The organism is Sabulicella glaciei, from assembly GCF_026183895.1.
Lineage (GTDB): Bacteria > Pseudomonadota > Alphaproteobacteria > Acetobacterales > Acetobacteraceae > Roseococcus > Roseococcus glaciei.
The window spans coordinates 123,752-149,494 of record NZ_JAPFQI010000003.1; the positions used below are offsets into that span (position 1 = coordinate 123,752).

Here is a 25,743-nt window from a genome sequence, read left to right on the forward strand (position 1 = left end):
TTTCCTCAGGCGGGCAACCGGCATGCTCGCGCCTCTGCCGCGCCGGGGTCCAGGCGGTCCGCCGGGACGGGACGCCCGATGAAGAAGCCCTGAACCTCGTCGCAGCCCAGCGTCCGCAGCGCTTCGAGCTGCGCCGGGTTTTCCACGCCCTCGGCGACGACCTCCATGCCCAGCTCATGCCCCAGGCTGATCACGGAGCCGACGATCGCGGCGTCCGAGCGGTCGCCGGGAAACAGGGCGATGAAGGATTGGTCGATCTTCAGCCGGTGGACCGGGAGGCGCCGGGCATAAAGCAGCGAGGAGTAGCCGATGCCGAAATCGTCGATGGCGAGGCGCACGCCCAGGGTGCGCAGCTCGCCCAGCGTCTTCAGCACCGCCGCTTCGTCCTCGAACCGGTCGCGCTCGGTCAGCTCGATCTCCAGCAGGTCGGGCGCGAGCCCGGCACCGGCCAGGGATTGCTCGACCAGCTCGAGCACCCCGCCGCCGCGGAACAGCGAAGGCGAGAGGTTGACCCCCACGCGGATGGGACCGCCCGCCCGGCGCGACCATTCGGCGCCCTGGCGGCAGGCCGCGTCCAGCACCCAGCGGGTGATCGGCGCCATCAGCCCGGTTTCCTCGGCGGTGGCGAGGAAGGAGCCTGGGTTCAGCAGGCCCCGCTCCGGGTGCTGCCAGCGCAGCAGCGCCTCTGCCCCGGTCATGCGCCCGGTGCGCAGGTGGCATTGCGGCTGCCAATGCAGCTCGAATTCCCCGCGCGCGAGGGCGAGGCGCAGATCGCCCTCGACCTGCAGCGCCTCGCGCGCCGCGCGGTCCATGGGGGGCTCGAAGAAGCGGAAGCCGCTCCGTCCTTCGGCCTTGGCGCGGTACATGGCGAGGTCGGCGTTGCGCAGCAGCCCATCCGCCCGGTCGCCATCATCCGGAAACAGGGTGATGCCGATGGAAGCCGAGGTGGAAACGGTGCGCCCGGGCAGGGCAAAGGGCTCCTCCAGCGCCGCCAGCAGCCGCCGCGCAAGGCCTTCCGCCTCGCGGGGGGTGCGCATGCCGGGGCGGAGCAGCGCGAACTCGTCGCCGCCGAGGCGGCAGATCATCGCCTCGTCGCCCACCGCCTCGGACAGGCGCATCGCGACCTCGGTGAGGAGCCGGTCGCCGGCCTGATGGCCCAGCACGTCGTTGACGCCCTTGAACCGGTCGAGGTCGAGAAAGAGCAGGGCGAAGTGGTGCTCGGGGCGGGCGCAGCTTTCCTCCAGCCGCTCCGCCAGGACGCTGCGGTTGGCGAGGCCGGTCAGCGGGTCGTGGCGCGACAGGAAAAGCAGCCGCTCCTCCGCCCGCTTCCGCTCCGTGATATCGACCGAGGTGGTCAGGACGGCCGTCACATGGTCCTCCGCATCCAGCAGAGGAGACTTGGTGGTGAGCAGGGTGCGGCGCGACCCGGTCGCGTCCAGCACGTCCTCCTCGAAGGACGGGACGGGGCGGCCCGTGGCGAAGACGCGCGCATCGGCAGCGAGGCTCTGCGCCGCACGCGCCTCGCCCACCATCCGCGCGAGGCAGTGCCCCACAAGTTCGGGGGCGGTGGCGTTGGCCTGCGTGGCCTGCCGCGCATTGACGAGGACGAGGCGCCCGGTCCGGTCGGTGGCGCTGATCAGCGCCGGGACGGTGTCGATCACCTGCCCGAGGGATTTCCGGCTTTCGCGGATCAGGGCGAGACGGGACCGCTCGGAGGACTCCAATTCCCGCGCCAGGTCCTGGGCTTCGTCGCGCAGGCGGACCTGATGGCGGCGCAGCGCGAGGAGGTTGCGGATCCGGCTCCGAAACTCGAAATGGTCGACCGGGGTGATCAGGAAGTCGGTGGCGCCGGAATCGAGGGCGCGCAGCCGCGGCTCCGGGTCGTCATAGGCAGTGACCACCACGACGGGCACGTCGGCGCCATTGGGCTTCGCCCGGATGCGGGCCGCCACCTCCGCCCCGTCCATCTGCGGCATGCGGTAGTCGGTGATGACGAGATCGGGCCGGTTCTCGTCCATCCATTCCAGCATCTCGACCGGATTGGAGAAGGGCATGACCTCGGCGCCCGCCTCGACCGAGGCGGCAAGCCGGGCGAGGATCCGGCGGTTGGTGCCTCGGTCGTCGAGGATAACAATCAGGGACATGGTCGAGCGACGGCTCTCCAGCGAGACGGATCCGGGAATGGCAGACCACCTTTGGTGCGCTCGTGCCCCAAGTCAAATGCTGTTTCTACGGATATGGGGGTGTTCGCGCCACATGGGCGGACGGAGTCCTGGAAATGAGACTCGGCGCCCTTCTTCTCAATATTGACGAGGCTCGCGCGGTTCGTTCCAGGAGGGGCGCTCGCGCCACACCCCGGCGGCGGGGGTGTCGGCCGGCGGGGAGATCCCCAGCCGCTCCCCGGTCCGCGCCCCGGCGGAATAGGCCGCGTCGTTGAGCCGGCTCGCAGCGTCCGTCACCGAGAGCGGCCTGCCGCGGAAGGACATGCTGCCCGGATCGGCGCACCCGCCGAGCAAGGGCAGGAGGACGGCAAGGGCAAGGGTCGGGCGCATGGCTGGACAATGCCGGGCGGGCGCGGCGGTTGAGGGGAAAGGCCGGCTGGCGCAGGATACGGTCCTTGCCAGGGAGGATGTCCCGATGAACGTCGCCGCGCGGTCCGGGGAGATCCGGGCCATTCCCTCCGGCCCCTCGGCCGTGCCCGATGCCGCGGGCACCAATCTGTGGAGCGCCGACCCGGCCCTCGCCCGCCTGCTGCCCCTCTACCTACCCGCCGACCTGCTGGCGGTGCTGCGCCCGCAGCTGGAGCGGCTGGGCGCCCTGGCCGGCGGGCGGCTGGACGCCCTGGCCGGGGTGGCCGACCGCAACCCGCCGGAGCTGCGCCACCGCACGCGGCGCGGCGAGGACAGCCAATCCGTCGAGTACCACCCGGCCTACCGGGAAATGGAGGCCCTGGCCTTCGGCGAGCTGGGCCTCGCGGCGATGAGCCACCGCGCGGGGGTGTTCGGCTGGCCCGCCCCCCTGCCCCCAGCCGCGAAATACGCCTTCACCTTCCTGTTCGCCCAGGCCGAGTTCGGCCTGCTCTGCCCGGTCAGCATGACGGACAGCCTGACCCGCACCCTGCGGAAATTCGGCGACCCGGCCCTGGTGGAGCGCTACCTGCCCGTCCTCGCCTCGCAGGACATGGACGCGCTGCACCAGGGGGCGATGTTCATGACCGAGCAGGGCGCGGGCTCGGACATCGCCGCCACCGCCGTCACGGCCGAGCCGCAGGCGGATGGGAGCTGGGCGCTGCACGGCGACAAGTGGTTCTGCTCCAACCCCGACGCGGCGCTGGCGATGGTGCTGGCGCGCCGGGTGGACGGGGGGCCAGGGATGCGCGGCGTCTCGCTCTTCCTCCTGCCCCGGACGCTGCCGGACGGCACGCCCAACCGGCACCGCATCGTCCGGCTGAAGGACAAGCTCGGCACGCGCTCCATGGCCTCGGGCGAGGTGACGCTGAACGGCGCCACCGCTTGGCTGGTCGGCGAGAAGGAGGCGGGGTTCCGGCAGATGGCCGATATGGTCAATTCCTCGCGCCTGTCCAACGGCGTGCGCGCGGCCGGGATGATGCGCCGCGCGGTGACGGAGGCGCTGTTCGTCGCGCGGCACCGTGTCGCCTTCGGCCGCCGCCTCATCGAGATGCCGCTGATGCGGCGCCAGCTCGCCAAGATGCTCATGCGGGCGGAACAGGCCCGCGCCATGGTGTTCCAGACCGCCGAGGCGCTGCGCCGCTCCGATGCCGGGGAGGACGGCGCCTATGCGCTGCTGCGCATCCTCACCCCGCTGGTGAAATTCCGCGCCTGCCGCGACGCCCGCCAGGTCACGGGCGACGCGATGGAGGTGCGCGGCGGCTGCGGCTACATCGAGGAATGGCCGGAGGCGCGGCTGCTGCGCGACGCCCATCTCGGCTCGATCTGGGAGGGCACCAGCAACATCGTCGCGCTGGACGTGCTGCGCGCCGCCGCGCGGGAGAACTCGCTGCCGGCTCTGGAGGCGCATATCCGCGGATTGCTGGGCAACGGCGCCGCCCTGCCCGAGGCGCTGCCGGCGCTGGACCGCGCCCTGGCCCTGGCGGCGCGGGCCGGGGAGGACCCGGCCCTGGCACGTCAGGCGGCCTCGGCGCTCTACCACCTCGCCTCCGCTGCCGCGATGGCATGGGAGGCCGAGCGCACCGGGGACGCGCACCGCAACGCCCTGGCGCGCATGGTGCTGCGCCACCGCGTCCTGCCCCGCGACCCTCTGGGGGTGGAGGACCTGGATGCTGCCTGCCTCGGGGCGATGCTGGAAGCGGCCTGACGGACCAGGCAGGGAAACCTTGCCGTGTCTTGGCGGCTTGGGGAAAGGCGGGGATGCGCGGCAAGCGTCCCGTTCCCATCTTTCCGTTCCGCGTTGCTTCGTTTGAAAGCCGAGGACCCCGAGCCGCATGACACCGACCTGCGTTCGCCGATGAGCCTGCTGACCATCGCCTCCTACAACGTCCACAAATGCGTGGGCACGGATCGCCGGTTCAACCCGGGGCGCGTCACCGAGGTGATCGCGGAACTGGGCGCCGACCTCCTTGCGCTGCAGGAGGTGGACCGCCGCTTCGGACGCCGCATCGGCCTCCTGGACATGATGGAACTCGAGCGGCGGACCGGGCTGCGCCACATCCCGCTTTCCATGATTCCGCAAGGACAGGGTTGGCACGGCAACGCCCTGCTGTTCCGCGAGGGCGAGGTGACGAGCATCCGCCGCCTGTCCCTGCCGGGCGGCGAGCCGCGCGGGGCCGCTGCGGTCGACCTGCGCCTGCGCGGGGTGCGGCTGCGCGTGGTGGCGACGCATTTCGGCCTGCTGAAGCAGCATCGCCTCCAGCAATGCGGGGCGATCCTCGAATTGCTGGCGCAGGAGGATCTGCCGACCCTCATCCTGGGCGACCTGAACGAGTGGCGGGTCGGGCGGCGCTCCTCGCTGCTGCCGCTGCACCAGAGCTTCCAGTGCAGCCAGTTCAGCCCTGCGACCTTTCCCAGCCGCCTGCCCCTGCTGCCGCTGGACCGCATCCTCGGATGGCCGCGCGGGCTGGTGCGCGAGCTGGAGGCGCATGACAGCGCCCTTGCCCGGGTCGCCTCGGACCACCTGCCCCTGAAGGCGCAGCTGGATCTCGAAGCCGCGGCCGCGCATGGCGGCACCGGACTCGTCCCGCGGGCGGCCTGACATGGCGCGTCCGGCCCCCCTTCCCGATACCTGCACGGCGGAGCCGGTGCCGGGCCGCACCCATGTCTCGGTGCTGCGGACCGGTCTGATGGCCTTCGCCGCCCGGGTGAAGGCGGCGCGCGGCGCCGAGAAGCGGCTGGACCTCCTCTACTACATCTGGCGCAACGACCTCACCGGGCGCCTCCTGGCGCGCGAGGTGTTGCGCGTCGCCGAGCGCGGCGTGCGTGTCCGCATGCTGCTCGACGACATGTACGCCATCGGGCGGGAGCGCCACCTGGCCGCGCTGGACGCGCACCCGATGATCGAGGTGCGGCTGTTCAACGCGACGCGCTGGCGCCGCCTCGGCGTGCTGGGCCTCCTGCTGGAGATGCTGCTGGGCGGGTGGCACCTGAACCGGCGCATGCACAACAAGGCGTGGCTGGTGGATGGCTGCGTCGCCATCTGCGGCGGGCGCAACATCGGCGACGAGTATTTCGACGCGGGCGGGCAGTTCAACTTCAGCGACCTCGACCTCGCCATGGCGGGACCGGCCGCCGCGCAGGCCCAGCACGTGTTCGAGCGCTACTGGAACCACGAGCTTGCTCGCAAGGTGACTTCGGTGACGCAGGCACCGTTCCGCCTGCGCGGCGGGCTGCGCGGTCTCGCCGCACGGCTGGACGCCGCCTGCGCCCTGCCCGCCGCCAAGCCCTATTACGACGAGCTGGCCGCGGACCCGGAGGTCGCGCGCGTCCTGTCCGACGCGGAGGAACGCGTGGGCGCGCTGGTCGGCGGCAATGCGATCCAGGTCGTGGCCGACCCGCCGGAAAAGGCGCTGGGCCGGGCGGGCGAGGAGGAATGCGTTTCCCACGGAATCCTTGACCTGCTGCGCGGCGCACGGAAGGAGGCGCTGCTGATCTCCCCCTATTTCGTCCCGGGCGAGGAAGGGGCGCTGGTGCTGGAAGGCCTGGCGCGTCAGGGCGTGCGCATCTCCGTCATCACCAACTCCCTCGCCGCGACGGACGTAGTGGCGGTGCATGGCGGCTATTCCCGCTACCGCGCCCGCCTGCTGCGCGCGGGCATCGCGCTGCACGAGCTGAAGGCCTCCGGCGCGGCGGGGGTGAGCGTCTTCGGATCGCGCGGGGCGAGCCTGCACACCAAGGCCGTGCTGGTGGATGGGGAACGGGCCTTTGTCGGCTCCTTCAACCTCGATCCGCGCTCCATCGCCCTCAACACCGAGATGGGCGTGATGATCCGCCATCCCGACGTGGCGCGGGAACTCCACGCGGAGCATGGGCGCTTGGCGGGACCAGCCTGGAGCTGGACCGTGACGCTGGACGAGGCCGAGCACCTCGTCTGGTCCTCCGAGCAGGACGATGCGCCGGTGCATCTGCGCAAGGAACCGGGCGCTTCCCTGCGGCGCCGCTTCCTTGCCGGGCTGGTGCGCCTGCTTCCGGTGGAATCGCAGCTGTAGCGCCCGCTGCGCGCCCTTTCGTGATGGGTGCGGAAAGGCGTCCCGCGCCTGCCGATTGGAGGCAACCTGCCTCCCGCCGGGGAATTGCTCCTGCATCAGTGGAAGGAGCACGATCATGCTGAAAGGTGGCCTGCTTTGGCTTATCGGCATTCCCTTGCCGATCATCCTCATCCTTTGGCTCGTGGGCGTGTTCTGACAGCAGCGCCGCCGCGTCCCGGCGCGGGCGGCACTGCCAGAACACGGAAGGAATCCACATGCCCGAGAAGCATCCGAACACCAAGCGTTGGGGCGGACCGGGCGCGAGCCACGAGGACGCGTCCAAGCCCATGCCCGAGCCGGGCCCGGCCCATCCGGAAGGGGCAGTGAGCACCAACCCGCGCGTCAGCCAGCGCTCCGGCGGCGGCGGCGAGCGGGACGAGAAGCACACGCATGTGGATGCGATGCGCTCCTCGAAGTCGCACGCGACCGACAGCCCCAGCCCGACCACGACGCGCGAGTGGCGCGAGAATACGCCGCGCAAGTCCAACGAGTCCGAATGAGACTTGGGGCGGCCCCGGTTCGCCGGGGCCGCCCCGCCCGCTGGGAGGAGACGTGAGCAAGGACGGATTGCGGCACGGCGCGCTGGGCGCAAGCTGCGCGCATCTCTGCGTGGACATGCAGAACCTTTTCACCGGCGGCACGGACTGGGACACGCCCTGGATGAAGCGCGTCCTGCCCGTGGTGGAGCGCATCACCGCCGCCTTCCCCGAGCGCACGGTGTTCACCCGCTTCATCCCCGCCTCGCGCCCCGAGGAGGGTGAGGGAACCTGGGCGCGGTACTGGGAACGCTGGGCCTCCATGACGCTGGGTCAACTGTCCGAAGAGGCGACCGAGCTGCTTCCTTCCCTCGCCCGCTTCGTCCCGCCGGCCGAGGTGGTGGACAAGCGCTTCTACTCCCCCTGGTACGAGACGGACCTTCATGCCCGGCTGAAGCGGCGCGGCGTGGATACGTTGATCATCACCGGGGCGGAAACGGATGTCTGCGTCCTGGCCGCCGTGCTGGGGGCGGTGGATCGCGGCTACCGCATCATCGTGCCGACGGACGCGCTCTGCTCCTCCTCCGACCTCACCCATGACGCGCTGCTGACCCTGTACCGCGAGCGCTATGGCCAGCAGGTCGAGACGGCGCTGTCCGAGGAGGTGGTGGCGGCGTGGCGCTAGGGTCGCTCAGTCCACGCTGATGTTGGCGGCGCGGACCAGCGCCGCGTGGCGCTCGATCTCGCTGGCCAGGAAGCGCTCCAGGTTCTCAGGCGGGCCGCCCGCCGCGCCGTCCGCGATCTCCAGCCCCTGCCCGAGGAGCCACTCGCGGCCCGGGCCGGCCAGGATCTCGTTCGCCGCCGCGTTGACGACCTGGATCACCGGGCGCGGCGTACCCTTGGGCGCCAGCCAGCCGAACCAGGTGCCCATCACCACGGCGGGATAGCCCTGCTCGGCCGCCGTCGGCACGTCGGGCAGCACGGCGCTGCGCGTCTCCGACAGTACGGCCAGCACCCGGATCTCGCCGGAGCGGCTGAGCGGGACCGAGCCGGGTGCGCCGAGGAACATGGCGCTGAGCCGCCCGCCGATCACGTCCGCCACCGCCGCCGCCGGGGAGGTGTAGGGAACATGGGTCAACTGCGTGCCCGTCGCCGATGCGAGCATGGCCCCGGCGAGGTGCATGGAGCTGCCGCTGCCAGTGGAGCCGTAGCTGGCCTCGCCCGGCTTGGCGCGCGCCAAGGCCACGAACTCCGCGAGGTTTCGCACCGGCGAGTTGCGCCCCACCACCAACGCATTGGGGATGGCGCCGAAGCGAGCGATGGGGTCGAAATCGCGCTGCGAATGGAAGGACAGGTCGCGGTACAGGGCGAGGTTGGTGGCCAGCGGCCCCGCCCAGGAGAACAGCAGCGTGTGCCCGTCGGCCGGGGCGCGGGCCGCCGCCGCCATGCCGACGTTGCCCGAAGCGCCGGGCCGGTTCTCGATCACGAAGGGCTGGCCGAAGCGACGGGCGAATTCCTGGCCGCAGAACCGCGCGATCGGGTCCGAGGAGCCGCCGCCCGCCGCGGGGACGATGATCCGCACGGCTTGGCGCGGCCATGCGGGCTGCGCCAGCGCCGGCGCCGCCAAACCGCTCGCCACTGCTGCGAGCAGGCCTCGCCGATCCATCCGATAGGTCATGGCTCGTTTCCTCCCCCAGCCCTGCCGGCCGCGTTTGCGGCGTCGATCTTTCCCATATATGACTTGTTTGTCCACACCGATGAACAAGGGCGGATGCCGACGCGCCGCCAGGGGAGTCTGCCGATGGCTGGTCCGCTCGCGGGCATCCGCGTCCTCGACCTCACGACCACGCTGATGGGACCCTACGCCACCCAAACCCTGGCCGAGATGGGCGCGGAGGTGGTGAAGGTGGAGCCGCCAGAGGGCGACATCGTCCGGCGGATCGGACCGGCGCGGAACCCGGGCATGGGGCCGATCTTCCTCAACACCAATCGCGGCAAGCGCAGCCTCGTCCTCGACCTGAAGAACCCCGAGGGACGCGAGGCGGCGCTGCGCCTCGCCGCGCGTTCGGACGTGCTGGTCTACAGCCTGCGGCCGCATTCGATGGAGCGCCTCGGCCTCGGCTACGAGACCGTCGCGCAGGTGAATCCGCGCCTGGTCTATGCGGGGGTCTATGGCTACGCGCAGGACGGCCCCTACGCTGCCCGCCCCGCCTATGACGACCTGCTGCAGGGCGCGACGGGCGTCGCAGCGCTGAACGCGCGCATCGGCGACGGGACGCCGCGCTACGTGCCGCTCGGCCTCGTGGATCGCATCGTCGGGCTTGCGGCCTCGGGCGCCATCAGCGCCGCGCTGCTGCACCGCGAGCACACGGGAATGGGCCAGCGCGTGGACGTGCCGATGTTCGAAACGATGCTGCCCTTCGTGCTGGGCGACCACATGGGCGGGCTGGCCTTCGACCCGCCGCTCGATGCCGGCGGCTATGCGCGCATGCTTTCCCCAGGCCGCCGCCCCTACCGCACGCGCGACGGCTGGATCTGCGCCGTGGTCTACACCGACAAGCACTGGCGCAGCTTCTGCGCCGGGCTCGGCATGGCGGACCTCGTCTCCATCGACAAGCGCTTCGCTGACCACGGCGCGCGCATCGCCCACATTAACGAGATCCTCGCCATGGTGTCGGAGATCATGGCGCAGCGCGACACGGCGGAGTGGATGGAGTTCTTCGAGAAGGCCGACATCCCCGCCATGCCGGTGAACGACCTCGCGGACCTGCTCGACGACCCGCACCTGCGCGAGACCGGCTTCTTCGAGATGGAGGAACACCCGACCGAAGGCAGGCTGCGCCGCGCGGGGATCGGCCCGCGCTGGTCCGCCAGCCCCGCTGGGGAGCGGCGTCCCGCGCCGGTCCTCGGCGCCGACGGGGCGGAAGTGCTGCGGGAGGCGGGGTATGAGGAGTCGGAGATCAGGCGCCTCGCGGAACTGGGCGCGACGCGCCTGCCCGGGACAGGGGAGTAAGGGATGGATTTCGAACTTTCAGCCGACCAGCGCGCGATCCGCGACGCCGTCGCGGCCATCTGCGACCGCTTCGACGATTCCTACTGGCTGGAGAAGGACCGCCACGGCGGCTTCCCGCATGATTTCCACGCCGCCATCGCGGAGGCGGGCTTCCTCGGCATTTGCATTCCCGAGTCCCATGGCGGCTCCGGCCTCGGCATCACCGAGGCGGCGATCATGATGGAGGCCATCGCTTCGTCCGGCGGTGGCATGTCCGCCGCGACGGCGGTGCACATCAACATCTTTGGGCTGAACCCCGTGGTGGTGTTCGGCAGCGAGGCGCAGAAGAAGCGCTTCCTGCCGCCGCTCGCCGCGGGCCAGGAGAAGGCCTGCTTCGGCGTAACGGAGCCGACCACTGGCCTCGACACCACGCGGCTCAAGACGCGCGCCGTCCGCAAGGGCGACCGCTACGTGGTGGACGGGCAGAAGGTCTGGATCAGCACGGCGCAGGTGGCGGACCGCATCCTGCTCCTCGCCCGCACGACGCCGATCGAGGAAACGCGCTCCCCGGCCGATGGGCTCTCGCTCTTCTACACCACGCTGGACCGCAGCCGCGCCAGCGTGCGCGAGATCGAGAAGATGGGCCGCAAGGCCGTGGATTCGAACGAGATCTTCTTCGAAAACTACGAGATCCCGGCCGAGGACCTGATCGGCGAGGAAGGCAAGGGTTTCCGCTACATCCTGCACGGGCTGAACCCGGAGCGTGTGCTGCTGGCCGCCGAGGCGGTCGGGCTGGGCCGCGCCGCACTGAACAAGGCCGCCGCCTATGCGAAGGAACGCGTGGTGTTCGGCCGGCCCATCGGCAAGAACCAGTCCGTGCAGCATCCGCTGGCGCAGGACTGGATGGCGCTGGAGGCGGCCTGGATGATGACGCTCAACGCCGGCTGGCGCTATGACCAGGGGCTGGAATGCGGCGCGCAGGCGAACGCGGCCAAGTACCTGTCCGGCGAGGCCGGCATCAAGGCGTGCCAGAACGCCATCATGACGCATGGCGGCTTCGGCTATGCGCGCGAGTACCACGTGGAGCGCTACCTGCGCGAAGCCATGATCCCCTGGATCGCCCCGGTCAGCCCCAACATGATCTGCTCCTACATCGCCGAGCGGGTGCTCGGCCTGCCCAAGAGCTACTAGGGCGGCGCCCGCGCATGATCGTCCGGCAGGCGGCGCATGTCCTGGAGTTGCTGGAGTATTTCGCCAACCGTCGCCGCCCCGCGACCCTGTCCGAGGTCGCGCAGGACCTGGGCTGGCCGCGCTCCAGCACCTTCAACCTGCTCGGCACGCTGGCGGAGCGCGGCTACCTGTACGAGCCGCGCGCTCGGGAGGGGTTTTACCCCACACCGCGCCTCTTCCTCCTGGCGCGGGAGATCAGCGAGGCGGAGCCGCTGCCGGAGGCGGTGACGACCCTGCTGCGCGACCTCGTGGAGGAAACCGGGGAAACGGCGGGCATCGCCGCCGCCTCGGGCACGGAGGTGGTGTTCATCGAGGTCTGTGAGTCCCCACGCCCCATCCGGTATTTCGCGCGGGTGGGGCTGCGCATGCCCATCCACATCACCTCCTGCGGCCGCGCCATCCTATCGCAGATGGGCGCGGCGGAGCGGGCCACCATCCTCCGCAAGGTCGGCTTCGAGCGGCATGGCCCCGCGACGCCGATGAGCGTGGCGGAGGTGGAGGCGGAGATCCGCCGCTCCGTCGAGCGGGGCTGGTTCCAGAACCTCGCCGAGTTCAGCCAGGATCTATGCGGCGTGTCCCTTCCGCTGCCGCTGGGTGGGCGGCAGCTGGCGCTGGTGGTGGCGGGGCCGTTGAACCGGATGCAGGAGCGCATCCCCGCCTTGGCGGCGCGGATGCGGCGTGGGCTGGACCTGGCGCTGGCCGCCTGATCAGCCTCCGGCCGCGGCAAGCAGCCGTTCCGCCAGCCGCAGATGCGGGCGGTCCAGCATCTTGCCATCCATGCGCAGCGCCCCTGCTCCCGGTGCAGCGAAGGCCGCGACGACGCGCCGCGCCCAGTCGAGTTCCGCCGCATCGGGGGTGAAGGCCGCGTTCACCACCGGGACGTGCTTCGGGTGGATGACCGCCTTGGCGCCGAACCCGTCGCGCCGCGCCTCGCGCGCATCCGCCTCCAGCCCCGCGAGGTCTTCGATGTCGGCGTGGATCGTGTCGATCGCCACCACCCCGGCCGCGGCGGCACCGGCGAGGCAAAGGTTGCGCGCCATGCGGAACGGGTCGGTCCAGCGCCCCTCTGCCCGCGAGGCGAGGGCACCGATCGAGGCGGACAGGTCCTCCGCCCCCCACATCATCCCCCAGAGACGCGGCCCCACCCCCGCATAGGAGCCGAGGTTGAAGAGCGAGCCCGCCGTTTCCGTAGCAATGGCGATGATGCGTGTCGCCCCCGCCTCGATGCCATGCGCCGCCTCGAAGGCGTCGAGCCAGAAGGAGAGCTGCCGCAGCTGCTTTGCATCGGCGCATTTCGGCAGGGCGATGCCGTCCGGCCGCCCGGGCACCGTGGCGGCGAGGTCGCCGAGCGTGAGGCCGGTGTCCAGCGCGTTGACGCGCACCCAGCGGCGTTGGGCACCGCGCGGAGCCGCCAGCATCGCGGCCGTTTCGCGCCGCGCTTTCTCCTTGCGGTCGACGGCGACGGCATCCTCCAGGTCGAGGATCAGCGCGTCCGCCTCGCCTGCCGACGCCTTCTCGAACTTGCGCGGGCTGTCGCCCGGGACGAAGAGGAAGGAGCGCATCAAGCCGTGCCCGCGCGGCGGCGCATCAGTCCGGTGCGGCGGCAGGTCGCCACCACCTCGCCGCGCTGGTTGGATGCCTCGTGCTCGAACTCGACGAGGCCGGCATCGGGGCGGGAGCGGCTTTCGCGCTTGCTGACGACGCGGGTGCGGGCGCGCAGCGTGTCGCCGTGAAAGACCGGCTTGGGGAAGCGCACCTCCGACATGCCGAGATTGCCGATGGTGGTGCCGAGCGTGGTGTCCTGCACGCTCATCCCAATCATGATCGCCAGCGTGGCGAGGCTGTTGAAGAGCGGCTTGCCCCACTCGGTGCCCGCCGCGAAATGCGCGTCGATGTGCAGGGGCTGCGGATTCATGGTCATCAGGCTGAACATCATGTTGTCCGCCTCGGTGACGGTGCGGGACAATTCGTGCTCGAACACCGCGCCCACCTCGAAATCCTCGAAATGCAGCCCTGCCATTGGCGGCTCCTCCCAGTGACGCGGCGTGCATGGTGGCCGCTGTTCATGTGCATGGATGAGTTTTACAAGCACTTGAAACCTACGAATGCTGGCGCGGCCCGGCAAGCGGCCGGCGGGAGGGATGGGCGATGAACCTGGCGAGGCTGCTCGATCGCGCGGGGCGCGTGGCCGGCGGACGCGTGGCGGTCTGGCGCGGCACGAGTCCGGTCGCCACCCATGCCGAACTGGCGGCGCAGGCGGCCTCGCTGGCGGGCGGCCTTCGCACGCGGCTCGGCCTCGCCCCCGGAGAGCGCGTGGCGCTGCTGATGACCAACGGGCCGGAGACACTGACGGCGCTCTTCGCCTGCTGGCAGGCGGGGCTGGTCGCCGTGCCGGTCAACGCCAAGCTGCATCCGCGCGAGGTGGCCTTCATCCTGGAGAATTCGGGTGCGCGCCTCCTCGTCACGACGCATGACCTGGCCGGCACGGCGCAGGACGCGGCGTGCGGCTGCGCGCCACAGCCCGAGGTGGTCGAGGCGGGCAGCCCCGCATGGCGCGCCCTGCTGGGTGCCACGCCGGTCCCGCCGCACCCTTCGAAGGCGTCCGATCCGGCCTGGATCTTCTACACCAGTGGCACGACGGGGCGGCCCAAGGGCGCCGTGCTCAGCCACCGCAACCTCCTTGCCATGATCCAGGGCTATTTCACCGAGGTGGATTCGATCGCACCCGGCGACGCGGTGCTGCACGCGGCGCCCATGTCGCATGGATCGGGGCTTTATGCCCTGCCGCATGTCGCGGCCATGGCGGGGCAGATCCTGCCCGAAAGCGGCGGCTTCGACCCGGATGAGATCCTGCGCCTGCTGGCGCACCACCGCGGCGTGACGATCTTCGCCGCCCCCACCATGGTCGGGCGGCTGGTGCGCTGGCCGGGCAAGGCGGGGGCCGACCTGTCGGGGCTCAAGACGATCGTCTACGGAGGCGGCCCCATGTACCTCGCGGATTGCCAGGCGGCGCTGCGGGTGCTCGGCCCGCGCCTCGTGCAGATCTACGGCCAGGGCGAGAGCCCGATGACCATTTCCGTCCTGCCGCGCCATTGCCACGCGGATACGGGGCATCCGCGCCACCTCGAACGCCTCGCCTCCGTCGGCTTCGCCCAGGCCGGGATCGACCTGCGCGTCGCAGGGCCGGATGGAAGCCCCCTTCCTGTCGGCGAGACGGGCGAGGTGATCCTGCGCGGCCCCACGGTCATGGAAGGCTACTGGCGCAACCCCGAGGCCACCGCCGCGTCCCTGCGCGACGGCTGGCTTTGGACCGGCGACATGGGCAGCCTGGACGAGGACGGGTTCCTGACGCTGAAGGACCGCTCCAAGGACCTCATCATCAGCGGGGGCAGCAACATCTACCCGCGCGAGGTGGAGGAGGTGCTGCTGCTCCATCCCGAGGTCGCGGAAGTGTCGGTGGTGGGCCGTGCCCACCCCGATTGGGGCGAGGAGGTGGTGGCCTTCGTGGTTCCCGCCGCGGGCGCGTCTCCTCCGCATGAGGCGCTGGATGCGCTTTGCCTTGAGCGCATCGCCCGCTTCAAGCGCCCGAAGGAGTATCTCGTGGTGCCCGCCCTGCCGAAGAACAACTACGGCAAGGTGCTGAAGACGGAGCTGCGCCGGTGGCTGGAAGCGGAAGCACGGGACAACAACAGCAAGCCGGCGTAAATTGTTGACAATCCCCCAGCGGAGGATGACGCTTCCCACCATAGCTGGACCCACACCGAAAGCTGGGCCGCGGAGGACGTCAGATGGACAGGAACCAGCTGGGCCGCCGCGCCCTGCTCACCGCCGCCAGCGCAGCTCTCTCCGGTTCCGCACACGCGCAAGGCCAGGATTTCCCGCAGCGTCCGGTCCGCCTCGTCGTGCCCTCGCCGGCCGGCGGCCCGACCGACGCGATTGCCCGGCTGGTCGCGCCCGCCCTGGCCGAGGGTTGGGTTCACCCAGCGGTCGTTGACAATCGGGTCGGCGGCACCGGGGTCGTCGGTTCCCAGGCGGTGGCGCGCGCGGCGCCGGATGGCCACACCCTCCTCGTGAACGCCAGCATGCACGCCATCATCCCGAGCGTGATGCCGAACCTGCCGTTTCGCGTGGTGGAGGATTTCACGGCCGTGGCCCTGCTCGCGACCGGGCCCTACGTGCTGGTGGCGCATCCGTCCTTTCGGGCGTGTACCCTTCCCGAACTCATCGCACTCGCGAAATCCCGACCCGGGCAGATCGACTACGCCTCACCCGGCAACGGCACCGGGAATCACCTTGCGTCCGAGTTGTTCAAGGCGCGCGCCGGGATCGACCTCGTCCACGTGCCCTATGCGGGGGCGGCGCCGGCGACGACGGATGTGGTCGGCGGCACGGTGCCGCTGATGCTGAACAACATGATCTCCGCCATCCCGCATATCGAGGCGGGACGCCTGCGCGCCCTCGCCGTGACGGGACCGGGCCGTTCCCCCGCCCTGCCCGACACCCCCACCTTCGCCGAGACCCTCCCTGGCTTCGAGGCGATCACCTGGTACGGCATGTTCGGGCCCGCGGGCCTTCCGCCACCCCTCTTGGCCGAGTTGAACCGCCGCGCCAACGCCGCCGGCCAGGGCGAGGCGGTCAAGGCGCGACTGGCCGCGCTGGGCGTCGAGCCCGTGGCCGAGACGCCCGAGGCGTTTCGCCGCTTCGTGGAGGCGGAGGTGCTGAAATGGGCCGAGGTGGCGCGTCTGTCCAACGCGCGGCTCGACTGAGGCCATGGCCATGTTTCCCGCCCCGACCCGCCGCGCCCTGCTGGCCGCCGCCACGCTGACCACCGGCCCCGTCGCCGCACAGGAGCGCTGGCCCACGCGCCCGGTCCGCCTCGTGGTGCCCTTTGCGCCGGGCGGCCCGGCCGATCTCTGCGCCCGGCTGCTAGCGGACCGCCTGACCTCCGCCTGGGGACAGTCGGTGGTGGTGGAGAACCGTGCCGGCGCGGGTGGCAACATCGGCGCGGACCTCGTCGCCCGCGCCGCGCCGGATGGGCACACGCTGCTGGTGCCAGCTTCCTCCATCGTGGTGGCGCCCTTCCTGGTGCCGAACCTCGCCTTCGATCCGCTCCGCGACTTCGCGACGGTGACCGTGGCGCTGGAATACCCGATGGTCGTGCAGGCCCATCCCAGCCTGCCGGCGCGCGACATGCGCGAATTGGTGGAGCACGCGCGCCGCAACCCCGGCAGGGTGACCTTCAGCACGGCCGGCGTCGGCAATACGAGCCACCTCGCGCCCGCGCTGTTCGGGCACATCGCGGGGGTGGAGCTGACGCATGTCCCCTTCGGCGGCGCCGCGCCATCCCAGGCCGCGGTGATCGGCGGCCAGGTCTCGATGAGCTTCAACAACCCGCTGCAATCCGTCGCCGCCATCCGCGCCGGCCAGGTGCGCGGCCTGGGCGTCACCGGCCGCACGCGCTGGCGCGACCTGCCCGAGGTGCCGACCATCGCCGAGCAGGGCTTCCCGGATTACGAGGCCATCGGCTGGGTCGGCCTCCTCGCCCCCGCCCGGACGCCCGAGCCGGTGCTGGCACAGCTTGAGCGCGACATGGTCGCGGTGCTCCAGGAGGGCGAGGTGCAGGCGCGGCTGCGCACCGCCGGCTTCGACCCCAAGGCCGAAGGGCGCGCGTCCTTCCGCGCGCTGATGGAGGCCGACACGCGGCTCTGGGGCGGGTTCATCCGCCAGGCGAATATCCGGCAGGACTGACCCCTTGAACGAAGCAGATCTCGACGCCTTCCTGCGGGACCTCCCCATCGTGGACCCGCACCAGCATTTCTGGGACCTGAAGGCGCATGGGCCACGCTATCCGCATTGGGCGGTGAAGCCCGCGCCGTTCCGCTACGGCAGCACCGCGCCGCTTTTCGGCCGCGACTACCTGCCCGCCGATTACCGGCGTGACACCGCAGGGCACAACGTCGTCGCCACCGTGCACGTGCAGGCTGGCTGGGCGGGCGACCCGCTGGGCGAGGCGCGCTGGCTTGCCACGCTGCGGAAGGCGGAAGGCCTGCCTAGCGTCGCGCTCGGTGGGGCCGTGCTTCACGCGCCGGATGCGGAAGCGGTGCTGGATGGCTTGGCCGCCTTCCCCTTCCTGCGCGGCATCCGCACCAAGCCCACGGCGGACGAGGCGCGGCCGGGCCAGCCACGCGACCTGCCCGGCTCCATGGACGATCCGGCTTGGCGGCGCGGCTTCGCGGCGCTGGGACGGCGCGGGATGATCTGCGAGGTGCAGGTGCCCTGGTGGGACCTGCCCGCCATGGCCGACGCGGCACGCGACCATCCGGCCGTGCCCTTCGTCCTCAACCACACCGGCCTGCCCGCGGATCGCTCGCCCGAAGGCCTGGCCGGGTGGTGCCGCGCCCTGGCGCTGCTGGAGCCCTTCCCGCAGGTGCGGTTGAAGCTGTCGGGGCTGGGCCTACCGCCGGGTCTCTGGCCCGGCGAGGAGAATGCGCGGATCGTGCGCGAGGCCATCGCCGTCATCGGCTGGCGACGCTGCATGTTCGCCAGCAACTTCCCGGTGGACTCGCTGGTCGCCTCCTTCGACGCCATCTACACCGGCTTCAAGCAGGCGGTGCGTGATATGCCGCGCGAGGCGATCCGCGCGCTGTTCCACGACAACGCGCGGGAATTCTACCGCATCCCCTGAGGGATCACCGCTCGACGGTGCGGCGCTCCACCTCCAGCAGCCGCTCCAGCCCCACGCTGTGCTTCAGCGCCTTGTTCTCCGCCGCGATGGCGCCGCCCACCAGCGGGTCCGGCGCGCCCTCGCGCAGCGCCGCGTAGCAGTCCCGCAGGGCGCGGTGCATGGCGAGGAGCGGCGTCTGCGCATCCACCACGAGGCGGATGCGCAGCGCCTCCAGATCCGCCGTGCCGAGGCCGGCTTCGGCAAGGCCGCCCGCCGGCGGCATGTACATCAGCGGCAGGTCGAAGCGCTCCGCCACGGCCCGCAACTCCTCCGGCTCGCGCGTGAGCAGGAAAAGCAGGTCGGCCCCAGCCTCCGCCATCAGCTCCGCCCGACGCAGCGCATCGTCGAGGCCGTGCATGCGCGCCGCGTTGGTGCGGGCGATGACGAGGAAGTCGGGGCTCCGGCGCACCGCCACCGCCTCGCGCACCTTCGCCGCCATCTCCTCCGGCGCGATGACGTGCTCGATGCCGATGTGGTGATGCGCCCGCTTGGGCAGGATCTGGTCCTCGATTTCGATGGCCTGGAAACCGGCGCGCTCGGCCAGGGCGATGCTGCGATGCAGGTGCATCGGGTCGCCCCAGCCGCAGGCGCCGTCGAGGATCAGCGGCAGTCGCGACGCCGAGCCGATCTCGAGCCCGGCCTGGCACATCTCGGTCAGGGAAAGGTTCGCCTCGGTGAAGGTGTTGCAGTAGCCCGAGGCGCCGCCGCCCAGGTAGATGGCGCGGAACCCCGCCTCCTCCGCCATGCGCGCCATCAGCCCGTTCAGCACCAGCGGCGCGAAGACGGGCGGCCCCTCCCGCAGCATCGCGCGCAGCGTCGTCATGCGTCGAGGCTCCAGCGGCCGCGCTCCACCGTCGAGAAGAAATCCTGCACGGCGCGGTTGAAAGCCGCCGGTTCCTCCAGGTTGATCGCGTGGCCGGTTCGCGGATGCATCCACAGGCCGCAATGGGGGATGACGCGCTTGAGGAACACGTTCGGCTCGATGCAGGGCCAGTCCTCGTCGCCCACGGCCAGCAGTGTGGGCACCTTCATGCGCCGCAGCTCCTCCTCCCAGGCATAGACCGGGTCGCGCATTCCCTGGTAGCGCGCCTGGGTGTGCGCCGAGCCGACAGGCGAGTGCTCGCGCAGGTGCCCGACGAATTCCTCCCAGCCGCGCGGGTTCTTCTTCTTCAGCTGGACCCGGGTGGGGCTATGGCCGGATTCCAGCGCCAGCTCCCCCCAGCCCTCGGTGCGGATGCGTTCCGCCCGTTCCGCCTGGGCGACGCGCCACGCTTCCAGCTCCTTGAGGTCGGAGCCGGTTCCCACGCCCGCCACCACCAGCGCCGTCGCCATCTCGGGATGGCGGATACCGAAGAGCAGCGTGGCGAAGGCACCCATGGACAGGCCGACCACATGGGCGCGCGGGATGCAGAGTCCGCGCATCACCGCCGCGATGTCGGCTACCGCGAAATCCTGGCCATACAGCGCCGGGTCGTCCGGCACGTCGGAAGGGTGGTAGCCGCGCGCGGCAAAGGTGATGCAGCGATACTCGCGCGAGAAGAAACGGACCTGCGTTTCCCATTCGCGATGGTCGGATCCGTATTCGTGCACGAAGACGATCGGGTGGCCCTTGCCCGTCTCCTCGTAGTACAGGCGCGCGCCTTCGGCATGGACGTGTGGCATGTCCCGCTGGTTCCTCTCCCGTTGGTGCGTTGGTTCAGTTCAGCGTGATGTTGGCGGCCTGGATGATTTCCGCATAGCGAGCCCCCTCCTCCGCCACCATCTGCGCGAAGCGCTGCGCGGTGCTAGCGACGACGAAGATCCCCGCCTCGCGTAGCCGCGCCGTCGTGGCCGGATCGCGCACGGAGGCGCGGAAGGCCTCGGACAGACGTTCGCGCTGTGCAGCCGGCACCTCCGCCCCAGTGGCCACGCCGAAATCCGAGGCGGCGGGCACGTCGCCCAGCCCGACCTCCGCCATGGTCGGCACGTCGGGCAGGGTGTCGAGCCGCTCGCCGTAGCCGACGGCCAGGGCGCGCAGCCGTCCATCCGCCAGGAAGGGCGTCACCTCGGCGATGGTGGGGAACATGGTCTGCAGCCGCCCCGCCAGCAGGTCGGCCATGGCCGGCGCGTTGCCGCGATACGGCACGTGGACGAGGTCGATGCCCGCGCGCCGCTTCAGCATCTCCGTGCCCAGGTGCAGCGTGGTGCCGATGCCGCTCGTGCCATAGGACCATTCGCCGGGGCGGCGCTTCGCCTCCGCCACGAACTCGGCGACGCTGCGCACCGGCAGGTTGCCGGGCACGGCGAAGACATGCGGCGCCAGGGTGAGGCGGGTGAGCGGTGCGAAATCCGTCATGCGGAAGGACAGGTTGGGATTCAGCAGCATCACCACCGGCCAGCTTGAGCCGGTCATCATCAGCGTGGTTCCGTCCGGCCGCGCCCGCGCCACCTCCGCCATGCCGACGGCGCCCGTGCCGCCGGTGCGATTCTCCACCACCACGGTCTGCCCGAGATGCGCGCCGGCACCGGGCGCGACCAGGCGCGCCACCATGTCCATCGGCCCGCCCGCGGCGAAGGGCACGATCAGCCGGATCGGCGGGGCGGACTGGGCGCGCAGCGGCACCGGCGCGGTCAGCACGGCCGAGGCCAGGAGAGCACGGCGGCCCGGTAGGATGCTCATGGCGGTTCCTCCCTCAATCCAGGCTGGTCATGCCCGTTCGCCGGATGATGTCGGAGAAGGCGCGGATGTCGCGGTCGATCAGCGCCGCGAACTCCGCGCCGCTGCTGCCCACCGGCACCATGCCCATCCCATCCAGCCGCTCGCGCAGCGGCGCGCTGGCCAGGGCACGGCGCGCGGCATCGCCCAGGCGAAGCTGGATCGCCTCGGGCGTGCCGGCGCGGAGCAGGAGGCCGAAGGCGCTTTCCGACACGACATCCGGGAAGCCCTGCTCGGCCAGGGTCGGCACGTCGGGAAGCCAGCGCAGCCTTTCGGTGTGGATGGCGGCCAGTGGCTTGAGCTGCCCCTCCCGCAGAAAGGGAAGCGCATCGGGCAGCGTGCTGAACATGTACGCGACGCGCCCCGCCAGCAGATCGGTGATCGCCGCTGCCCCGCCGCGATACGGCACGTGGGTGAGGTCGATCCCGGCGCGGATGTTCATCAACTCGCCGGCAAAGTGGTTGGAGGTGGTGACGCCGAAGGACGCGAAGGACAGGCGGCCGGGGCGCGCCTTCGCATAGGCGACGAACTCCGCCACCGTGGACACGGGCAGGGACGCCGGCACGACCATGACATGCGGGATCACGGCCAGCCGGGAGAGCGGCGCGAGATCCTCCATCCGGAAGGCCGGGTTGCGGCTGAGCAGCGGGATGACCGGCAGGTTCACGCCCGCCATCAGCGCGGTGTATCCATCGGGGGCGGAGCGCGCCACCTCCGCGCTGCCGATGGCACCGCCCGCGCCGGTGCGGTTCTCCACCACGACGGGCTGGCCGAGATCCTCGCTCATCAAGGGCGCCAGCAGCCGCGCCAGCGTGTCGAGCGGCCCGCCCGCGCCGAAGGGCACGACGAGTCGGATGCCGCGCTCCGGCCAGGCGGCAAAGGCCGGGGCCGCCAACGCGGCGCCTGCGGCGGCGAGAAGGGTGCGGCGCCGCATGGTCAGATCACCCTCCGCTCGCGCAGCGCGGCGATGGATTCCGTGTCGTAGCCCAGCTCGCCCAGGATGGCGGCGCTGTCCTCGCCCTTGTCGCGCGCAGCGGTGCGGAGGCGGCTCGGCGTGCGGGACAGGCGCACGGCCTGCCCCACCAGCTCGATCGGTCCCAGCGACGGATGCTCGACCGGCGTGGCGATGCCCAGGTGCTGCACCTGCTCATCCGCGAAGACCTCGTCGATCTTGTTGATCGGCCCGGCTGGCACGCCCGCCTCGTTCAGCACCCTGATCCACTCGGCGGTGGTGCGCGTGGCCAGCACCTCGCCGATCTCCCGGTTCAGCGCGGCGCGGTTCTTCGAGCGGAGCGGCGCGGTGGAATAGTCGGGATTGTCCAGGATGTGCCGCGCACCCGCCGTCTCGCAGAAGCGGGTGAAGATGGCCTTTCCGGTAGCGGCGAGGTTCATCAGCCCGTCCTTCGTGCGGAACACGCCGGTCGGGATGCCGGTGGGGTGATCGTTCCCCGCCTGCCCCGGGACCTCCTTCGCGACCAGCCAGCGCGCCGCCTGGAAGTCGAGCATGGCGATCTGCGCCTCGAGCAAGGAGGACTGGACCCACTGGCCCTTGCCGCTTTCCTCCCGCTCCAGCAGCGCGATCAGGATGCCCATGGCGCAGAAAAGGCCGGCAGTGAGGTCCGCCACCGGGATGCCAACGCGCACCGGCCCCTGCCCCGGCAGGCCGGTGATGGACATCAGCCCGCCCATGCCCTGCGCGATCTGGTCGAAGCCCGGTCGCTTCGCATAGGGCCCGTCCTGGCCGAAGCCGGAAATGGAGCCATAGACGAGGCGCGGGTTGAGGGCGGAAAGCGCCTCGTAGTCGATGCCGAGGCGCTTCTTCACGTCGGGGCGGAAGTTCTCCACCACCACGTCGGCCTGCTCGACCAGGCGCTTCAGGATGGCGATGCCGTCGGGCGACTTCAGGTCGAGGGTGAGGCTGCGCTTGTTGCGGTGCAGGTTCTGGAAGTCCGGCCCATGCCGCGCGCCGCCGAAGCCGCCATCGGCGCCGTCCACCCCCTCGGGCGCCTCGATCTGGATCACGTCGGCGCCCCAGTCGGCGAGTTGCCGCACGCAGGTCGGACCGGACCGCACCCGTGTCAGGTCGATCACGCGGAAGCGGGACAGCGGGCCTTGCCGTTCAAACATCGAGGGCGATCCGGTAGAAGCGGGCGGCGTTTCGGTGGAAGAACTTCTCCAGCGTCTCGCGCGGGGCGTCCTTCAGCCCTTCCAGCATCACCGACACGATGCCCCCGAAATCCGTGCTCAGGCTGGCGACCGGCAGGTTGCTGGCGAAGATGATGCGGTCGGGGCCGAAGATCGCCGCCGCCTCGCGCACCACGCGCGCATTGGAGGGGATGTCCCACTTGCCGTGCGGCAGGCCGAGCTCCGAGATCTTTATGACGACGTTGGGGCAATCCGCCAGCGCCTCGAGGCCCCGGCGCCAGATCGCCAGCCCTTCCTCCGACCGGTCGAGCGGCAAGCCGGTGTGGTTCACCACCATCGGGATGCCGGGAAAGGCGCGCGCCACCTCGGCGCCCTCGGCGAGGTGCCAGTACGGGATGCGCATGTCCCAGGACATGCCGTGCTTCTCCAGCAGCGCGAAGTTCCGCAGCCAGCGATGGTCCTGCATCGTGCCCAGCTGCCCGGCGGCCGATTGCCCCGGCCCCGGCGAAGTGACGGGGCGTGAGCGGATGCCGCGCATCAGCGGGAAGCGCGCATGGCCTTCCAGGACCTCGGCGCAATCGGGCTGGATGAAGATGACGTGGCCCACCACCGCGGAAGGCAGGCCGAAACGCGCATGGACCTCGTGCAGCCATTGCGTTTCCTGCACCTGCTCGTTCTGCGCCCGCGCCGCCTGGATGTGGACCGTGCCGCGGATGTCGAAGCCCGCGAGGTCGGCCGCGTAGTCCGTGGCGAGGTAGTCGCGGCAGATCTTGCGGTAGTCGCCGAGGAAGAACTTGGTGTCGTACTGGTCCTGCTTGGTGGGATAGTGCCCGGCCTTGAGGTCCCACAGGTGGTGGTGCGCGTCCACGATCGGGATGTCGAGGATGGAGCGGTCGCGCAGCCCCTCCAGGATCGGGCGCGCATCCGCCGCCATGGCTCCGCTCATTCTCGCTTCCTCCGTTTCCCAAAGCGTGGCACCGCCTCAGGAAATTGCCAACACATTTTCCTTGTGGCGACGCACCAATTCCGCCGCTATGCAGGAGACGGTCTTGCGAGAGCTACGAATGTCCAAGGGATTGTCGGCAATGATCGTTGCAGCGTCAGCGGAGGAGGCCGGGGCGTCGCCCCTCGCCGCGACGGTCGAGGCCGAGCTGGAAGCCATGATCCTCCGAGGCGAGCTGGCGCCGGGGCAGCACATCAACGAACTGGCCCTTGCCCGCCGCCTGGGCGTGAGTCGCGGCCCGGTGCGCGAGGCGGCACGCGCGCTGGAGCGGCAGGGCCTCGTCACCGTGATCCTCAACCGCGGCGCCTTCGTGCGTGAGTTGCCGCTGGAAGAGGCGATGGCGATCTACGAGCTGAACGCGCTCCTGCTCGGCTATGCCGCGGGTCGCCTGGCCACGGACATCAGCGCCGCCCAGGCGCTGGAATTGCAGGCCATGGTGCGGGAGATGGAGGAAGCGGCGCGCGACGGCCGGCGCGACGCCTTCTTCGACCTGAACGTGCGATTCCACATGCGGCAGATGGCCTTTGCCGGCAACGCCCCGGCCGAGGCCGTCTATCTGGCGCACACGCGCAAGCTGCTCCTGCTGCGCCGCCGCTCCTTCGAGACGGGGGCGCATATGGGCGATGCGAATGCGGAGCATCGGCAGATCCTCGACGCCATCCTGGCGGGGGACGTGGAGCAGGCCCGCGCGCTCGGCGAGCGGCACGGGCGGGCGGGACGCGCGCGGCTGCTTTCCGCGATCACGGCATCGGAACGCTGAAGGAGGAGACTGGCATGGCGGTGGTGGAGACCGAGACGCGCGGGCAGGTGCTCGTGGTGCGGCTGAACCGGCCCGAGCGGCTGAACGCGCTGAACCACGAGATGCGCGAGGAACTCGCGCGCATCTGGAGCGGCTTCCGGCGCGATGCAGGGCTGGAGGTGGCGATCCTGACCGGAACCGGCCGCGGCTTCTGCGCCGGCGAGGACATGAAGGAATCCCTGGCCGAGCGGAATCCCGGCGGCCGCCGCTCGGTCACGGAGGACCCGTTCAATGCCGGCACGCTGGAGAAGCCGGTGATCGCGGCGGTGAACGGCTTCGCCATGGGCGGCGGCTTCATGCTGGTGGAACGGACGGACCTCCGCGTCGCGGCGCGCACGGCGATCTTCGAGGTGTCGGAGGCGAAGCGCTGGCTGCTGGGCGGCTGGAATCACGGGCACCTCGCCAACCTCGCCTTTCCCGTGGCGATGGAGATGGCGCTGGGCTTCCGCTTCACCGCCGAGCGCTTCTTCCAGCTCGGCTTCGTCAACCGCCTCGTCGAGCCGGGCGAGGAGGTGGAGGCGGCAATGGAGATGGCCTCACACATCCTGACCCTGCCGCCCGCGGCGCGCGTCAACACGGTGCACATGATGCGCCGCATGCGCCCTGCCCCGAACCCGGCGCAGCGCGACCTCGCCGCGCGCCTGCACGAGCATGGGGCGAAGGACGACCTGCTGGAAAGCCGCGCCGCCTTCGCCGAAAAGCGCGCGCCCCGCTTCAAGGGCTGGAACGACCCGGAGGACCGCTACCGCCTGCCGGACCTGGAAGCGGTCACCCCGCCCGACGCGCGATGAAGTTCAGCGTCGCCTCGGCGCAGGTCTCCAAATCGGGGGCGGCGACGGGATAGGAAGCCCCGGGCAGGATCATCAGCTTCGACCCGGGGATGTGCCCTGGTCTGCACCACGATCCGGACGGGGCAGGAAGGCCAGGGCTGGGCGCTGGCCGGAAGCGCCGGCAGCGGGAC

At 71.0% G+C, this 25,743-nt stretch carries 25 protein-coding genes; 14 read left to right on the forward strand and 11 right to left on the reverse strand.

The annotated features are described in order from the left end of the window. Nucleotides 1-5: 5 nt before the first annotated feature. Nucleotides 6-2,144, reverse strand: coding sequence for a GGDEF/EAL domain-containing response regulator (locus tag OF850_RS07360; RefSeq protein WP_301589330.1), 2,139 nt, complete (start codon nucleotides 2,142-2,144; stop codon nucleotides 6-8). A 156-nt stretch (nucleotides 2,145-2,300) separates the two neighbouring features. After that, the gene (locus OF850_RS07365) at nucleotides 2,301-2,552 is read right to left on the reverse strand and encodes a hypothetical protein (RefSeq protein ID WP_301589331.1); all 252 of its coding nucleotides are present in this window, start codon (nucleotides 2,550-2,552) and stop codon (nucleotides 2,301-2,303) included. A gap of 85 nt (nucleotides 2,553-2,637) precedes the next feature. On the opposite strand from OF850_RS07365, the gene OF850_RS07370 reads away from it, so the two are divergent. From OF850_RS07370 to OF850_RS07390, 5 genes are all read left to right on the forward strand, one after another. Further along, nucleotides 2,638-4,335 carry an acyl-CoA dehydrogenase family protein gene (locus OF850_RS07370; RefSeq protein ID WP_301589332.1) on the forward strand — a complete coding sequence of 566 codons (1,698 nt, stop codon included), beginning with the start codon at nucleotides 2,638-2,640 and terminating at the stop codon, nucleotides 4,333-4,335. A 150-nt stretch (nucleotides 4,336-4,485) separates the two neighbouring features. Further along, entirely contained in the window at nucleotides 4,486-5,229 is a 744-nt protein-coding gene (locus OF850_RS07375) for an endonuclease/exonuclease/phosphatase family protein (protein ID WP_301589333.1), read from the forward strand. Between the two features lies 1 nt (nucleotide 5,230). After that, nucleotides 5,231-6,679, forward strand: a complete 1,449-nt coding sequence (locus tag OF850_RS07380) for a phospholipase D family protein (protein ID WP_301589334.1) — start codon at nucleotides 5,231-5,233, stop codon at nucleotides 6,677-6,679. 254 nt (nucleotides 6,680-6,933) lie between these two features. Further along, a complete protein-coding gene (locus tag OF850_RS07385) occupies nucleotides 6,934-7,218 on the forward strand; it encodes a hypothetical protein (RefSeq protein WP_301589335.1) in 285 nt (94 codons plus the stop codon). A 52-nt stretch (nucleotides 7,219-7,270) separates the two neighbouring features. Then, nucleotides 7,271-7,879 (forward strand): cysteine hydrolase family protein, encoded by a 609-nt coding sequence (locus tag OF850_RS07390; protein WP_301589336.1) that lies wholly within the window; start codon nucleotides 7,271-7,273, stop codon nucleotides 7,877-7,879. A gap of 6 nt (nucleotides 7,880-7,885) precedes the next feature. On the opposite strand, the gene OF850_RS07395 is transcribed toward OF850_RS07390, so the two are convergent. After that, on the reverse strand, nucleotides 7,886-8,872 hold the full coding sequence (locus OF850_RS07395; protein WP_301589337.1) for a Bug family tripartite tricarboxylate transporter substrate binding protein: 987 nt from the start codon (nucleotides 8,870-8,872) through the stop codon (nucleotides 7,886-7,888). 123 nt (nucleotides 8,873-8,995) lie between these two features. On the opposite strand from OF850_RS07395, the gene OF850_RS07400 reads away from it, so the two are divergent. Genes OF850_RS07400 through OF850_RS07410 form a run of 3 tightly spaced genes read left to right on the forward strand, consistent with a single transcriptional unit; the run spans nucleotide 8,996 to nucleotide 12,123 of the window. Beyond that, nucleotides 8,996-10,207: a CaiB/BaiF CoA transferase family protein gene (locus OF850_RS07400; protein ID WP_301589338.1), complete on the forward strand. Its 1,212-nt coding sequence runs from the start codon at nucleotides 8,996-8,998 to the stop codon at nucleotides 10,205-10,207. Between the two features lie 3 nt (nucleotides 10,208-10,210). Further along, nucleotides 10,211-11,377: an acyl-CoA dehydrogenase family protein gene (locus OF850_RS07405; protein ID WP_301589339.1), complete on the forward strand. Its 1,167-nt coding sequence runs from the start codon at nucleotides 10,211-10,213 to the stop codon at nucleotides 11,375-11,377. Between the two features lie 14 nt (nucleotides 11,378-11,391). Then, entirely contained in the window at nucleotides 11,392-12,123 is a 732-nt protein-coding gene (locus tag OF850_RS07410; protein ID WP_301589340.1) for an IclR family transcriptional regulator, read from the forward strand. Here the strand turns inward: OF850_RS07410 and OF850_RS07415 are convergent, their stop codons facing one another. Next, entirely contained in the window at nucleotides 12,124-12,978 is an 855-nt protein-coding gene (locus OF850_RS07415; RefSeq protein ID WP_301589341.1) for an HpcH/HpaI aldolase/citrate lyase family protein, read from the reverse strand. Beyond that, a complete protein-coding gene (locus tag OF850_RS07420; protein WP_301589342.1) occupies nucleotides 12,978-13,436 on the reverse strand; it encodes a MaoC family dehydratase in 459 nt (152 codons plus the stop codon). Before OF850_RS07420 ends, OF850_RS07415 begins: the two co-directional genes overlap by 1 nt. A gap of 128 nt (nucleotides 13,437-13,564) precedes the next feature. On the opposite strand from OF850_RS07420, the gene OF850_RS07425 reads away from it, so the two are divergent. From OF850_RS07425 to OF850_RS07440, 4 genes are all read left to right on the forward strand, one after another. Then, entirely contained in the window at nucleotides 13,565-15,121 is a 1,557-nt protein-coding gene (locus OF850_RS07425) for a class I adenylate-forming enzyme family protein (protein ID WP_301589343.1), read from the forward strand. An 83-nt stretch (nucleotides 15,122-15,204) separates the two neighbouring features. Further along, on the forward strand, nucleotides 15,205-16,182 hold the full coding sequence (locus OF850_RS07430) for a tripartite tricarboxylate transporter substrate binding protein (protein ID WP_301589344.1): 978 nt from the start codon (nucleotides 15,205-15,207) through the stop codon (nucleotides 16,180-16,182). Between the two features lie 10 nt (nucleotides 16,183-16,192). Further along, nucleotides 16,193-17,164 (forward strand): tripartite tricarboxylate transporter substrate binding protein, encoded by a 972-nt coding sequence (locus OF850_RS07435; RefSeq protein ID WP_301589345.1) that lies wholly within the window; start codon nucleotides 16,193-16,195, stop codon nucleotides 17,162-17,164. Between the two features lie 4 nt (nucleotides 17,165-17,168). Then, nucleotides 17,169-18,101 carry an amidohydrolase family protein gene (locus OF850_RS07440; protein WP_301589346.1) on the forward strand — a complete coding sequence of 311 codons (933 nt, stop codon included), beginning with the start codon at nucleotides 17,169-17,171 and terminating at the stop codon, nucleotides 18,099-18,101. Nucleotides 18,102-18,105: 4 nt separating this feature from the next. On the opposite strand, the gene OF850_RS07445 is transcribed toward OF850_RS07440, so the two are convergent. The 6 genes from OF850_RS07445 to OF850_RS07470 are packed head-to-tail and all read right to left on the reverse strand — an operon-like array spanning nucleotide 18,106 to nucleotide 23,926. Beyond that, entirely contained in the window at nucleotides 18,106-18,963 is an 858-nt protein-coding gene (locus tag OF850_RS07445; protein WP_301589347.1) for an isocitrate lyase/PEP mutase family protein, read from the reverse strand. Beyond that, the gene (locus OF850_RS07450) at nucleotides 18,960-19,802 is read right to left on the reverse strand and encodes an alpha/beta fold hydrolase (protein ID WP_301589348.1); all 843 of its coding nucleotides are present in this window, start codon (nucleotides 19,800-19,802) and stop codon (nucleotides 18,960-18,962) included. Before OF850_RS07450 ends, OF850_RS07445 begins: the two co-directional genes overlap by 4 nt. A gap of 34 nt (nucleotides 19,803-19,836) precedes the next feature. Next, a complete protein-coding gene (locus OF850_RS07455; RefSeq protein ID WP_301589350.1) occupies nucleotides 19,837-20,799 on the reverse strand; it encodes a Bug family tripartite tricarboxylate transporter substrate binding protein in 963 nt (320 codons plus the stop codon). A gap of 13 nt (nucleotides 20,800-20,812) precedes the next feature. Further along, nucleotides 20,813-21,769: a tripartite tricarboxylate transporter substrate binding protein gene (locus OF850_RS07460; protein WP_301589351.1), complete on the reverse strand. Its 957-nt coding sequence runs from the start codon at nucleotides 21,767-21,769 to the stop codon at nucleotides 20,813-20,815. Between the two features lie 2 nt (nucleotides 21,770-21,771). After that, nucleotides 21,772-22,962 carry a CaiB/BaiF CoA transferase family protein gene (locus OF850_RS07465; protein WP_301589352.1) on the reverse strand — a complete coding sequence of 397 codons (1,191 nt, stop codon included), beginning with the start codon at nucleotides 22,960-22,962 and terminating at the stop codon, nucleotides 21,772-21,774. Beyond that, nucleotides 22,955-23,926 carry an amidohydrolase family protein gene (locus OF850_RS07470; protein ID WP_301589353.1) on the reverse strand — a complete coding sequence of 324 codons (972 nt, stop codon included), beginning with the start codon at nucleotides 23,924-23,926 and terminating at the stop codon, nucleotides 22,955-22,957. The genes OF850_RS07465 and OF850_RS07470 overlap by 8 nt, the downstream gene beginning before the upstream one ends. 139 nt (nucleotides 23,927-24,065) lie before the next feature. On the opposite strand from OF850_RS07470, the gene OF850_RS07475 reads away from it, so the two are divergent. Together OF850_RS07475 and OF850_RS07480 are read left to right on the forward strand one after the other, a co-directional pair. Then, entirely contained in the window at nucleotides 24,066-24,743 is a 678-nt protein-coding gene (locus OF850_RS07475; protein ID WP_301589354.1) for an FCD domain-containing protein, read from the forward strand. A 14-nt stretch (nucleotides 24,744-24,757) separates the two neighbouring features. Next, nucleotides 24,758-25,573, forward strand: a complete 816-nt coding sequence (locus OF850_RS07480) for an enoyl-CoA hydratase/isomerase family protein (protein WP_301589355.1) — start codon at nucleotides 24,758-24,760, stop codon at nucleotides 25,571-25,573. The last annotated feature ends 170 nt before the right edge of the window (nucleotides 25,574-25,743 follow it).

Bases quoted from the DNA above. Each gene is read 5' to 3' on its own strand.
- OF850_RS07460 (WP_301589351.1), bottom strand. From the start codon at position 21,769: ATGCGGCGCCGCACCCTTCTCGCCGCCGCAGGCGCCGCGTTGGCGGCC.
- OF850_RS07435 (WP_301589345.1), top strand. From the start codon at position 16,193: ATGTTTCCCGCCCCGACCCGCCGCGCCCTGCTGGCCGCCGCCACGCTG.
- OF850_RS07455 (WP_301589350.1), bottom strand. From the start codon at position 20,799: ATGAGCATCCTACCGGGCCGCCGTGCTCTCCTGGCCTCGGCCGTGCTG.
- OF850_RS07360 (WP_301589330.1), bottom strand. From the start codon at position 2,144: ATGTCCCTGATTGTTATCCTCGACGACCGAGGCACCAACCGCCGGATC.
- OF850_RS07465 (WP_301589352.1), bottom strand. From the start codon at position 22,962: ATGTTTGAACGGCAAGGCCCGCTGTCCCGCTTCCGCGTGATCGACCTG.
- OF850_RS07470 (WP_301589353.1), bottom strand. From the start codon at position 23,926: ATGAGCGGAGCCATGGCGGCGGATGCGCGCCCGATCCTGGAGGGGCTG.
- OF850_RS07370 (WP_301589332.1), top strand. From the start codon at position 2,638: ATGAACGTCGCCGCGCGGTCCGGGGAGATCCGGGCCATTCCCTCCGGC.
- OF850_RS07480 (WP_301589355.1), top strand. From the start codon at position 24,758: ATGGCGGTGGTGGAGACCGAGACGCGCGGGCAGGTGCTCGTGGTGCGG.
- OF850_RS07425 (WP_301589343.1), top strand. From the start codon at position 13,565: ATGAACCTGGCGAGGCTGCTCGATCGCGCGGGGCGCGTGGCCGGCGGA.
- OF850_RS07380 (WP_301589334.1), top strand. From the start codon at position 5,231: ATGGCGCGTCCGGCCCCCCTTCCCGATACCTGCACGGCGGAGCCGGTG.
- OF850_RS07395 (WP_301589337.1), bottom strand. From the start codon at position 8,872: ATGACCTATCGGATGGATCGGCGAGGCCTGCTCGCAGCAGTGGCGAGC.
- OF850_RS07450 (WP_301589348.1), bottom strand. From the start codon at position 19,802: ATGCCACACGTCCATGCCGAAGGCGCGCGCCTGTACTACGAGGAGACG.
- OF850_RS07375 (WP_301589333.1), top strand. From the start codon at position 4,486: ATGAGCCTGCTGACCATCGCCTCCTACAACGTCCACAAATGCGTGGGC.
- OF850_RS07405 (WP_301589339.1), top strand. From the start codon at position 10,211: ATGGATTTCGAACTTTCAGCCGACCAGCGCGCGATCCGCGACGCCGTC.
- OF850_RS07400 (WP_301589338.1), top strand. From the start codon at position 8,996: ATGGCTGGTCCGCTCGCGGGCATCCGCGTCCTCGACCTCACGACCACG.
- OF850_RS07475 (WP_301589354.1), top strand. From the start codon at position 24,066: ATGATCGTTGCAGCGTCAGCGGAGGAGGCCGGGGCGTCGCCCCTCGCC.
- OF850_RS07385 (WP_301589335.1), top strand. From the start codon at position 6,934: ATGCCCGAGAAGCATCCGAACACCAAGCGTTGGGGCGGACCGGGCGCG.
- OF850_RS07415 (WP_301589341.1), bottom strand. From the start codon at position 12,978: ATGCGCTCCTTCCTCTTCGTCCCGGGCGACAGCCCGCGCAAGTTCGAG.
- OF850_RS07420 (WP_301589342.1), bottom strand. From the start codon at position 13,436: ATGGCAGGGCTGCATTTCGAGGATTTCGAGGTGGGCGCGGTGTTCGAG.
- OF850_RS07445 (WP_301589347.1), bottom strand. From the start codon at position 18,963: ATGACGACGCTGCGCGCGATGCTGCGGGAGGGGCCGCCCGTCTTCGCG.
- OF850_RS07365 (WP_301589331.1), bottom strand. From the start codon at position 2,552: ATGCGCCCGACCCTTGCCCTTGCCGTCCTCCTGCCCTTGCTCGGCGGG.
- OF850_RS07430 (WP_301589344.1), top strand. From the start codon at position 15,205: ATGGACAGGAACCAGCTGGGCCGCCGCGCCCTGCTCACCGCCGCCAGC.
- OF850_RS07410 (WP_301589340.1), top strand. From the start codon at position 11,392: ATGATCGTCCGGCAGGCGGCGCATGTCCTGGAGTTGCTGGAGTATTTC.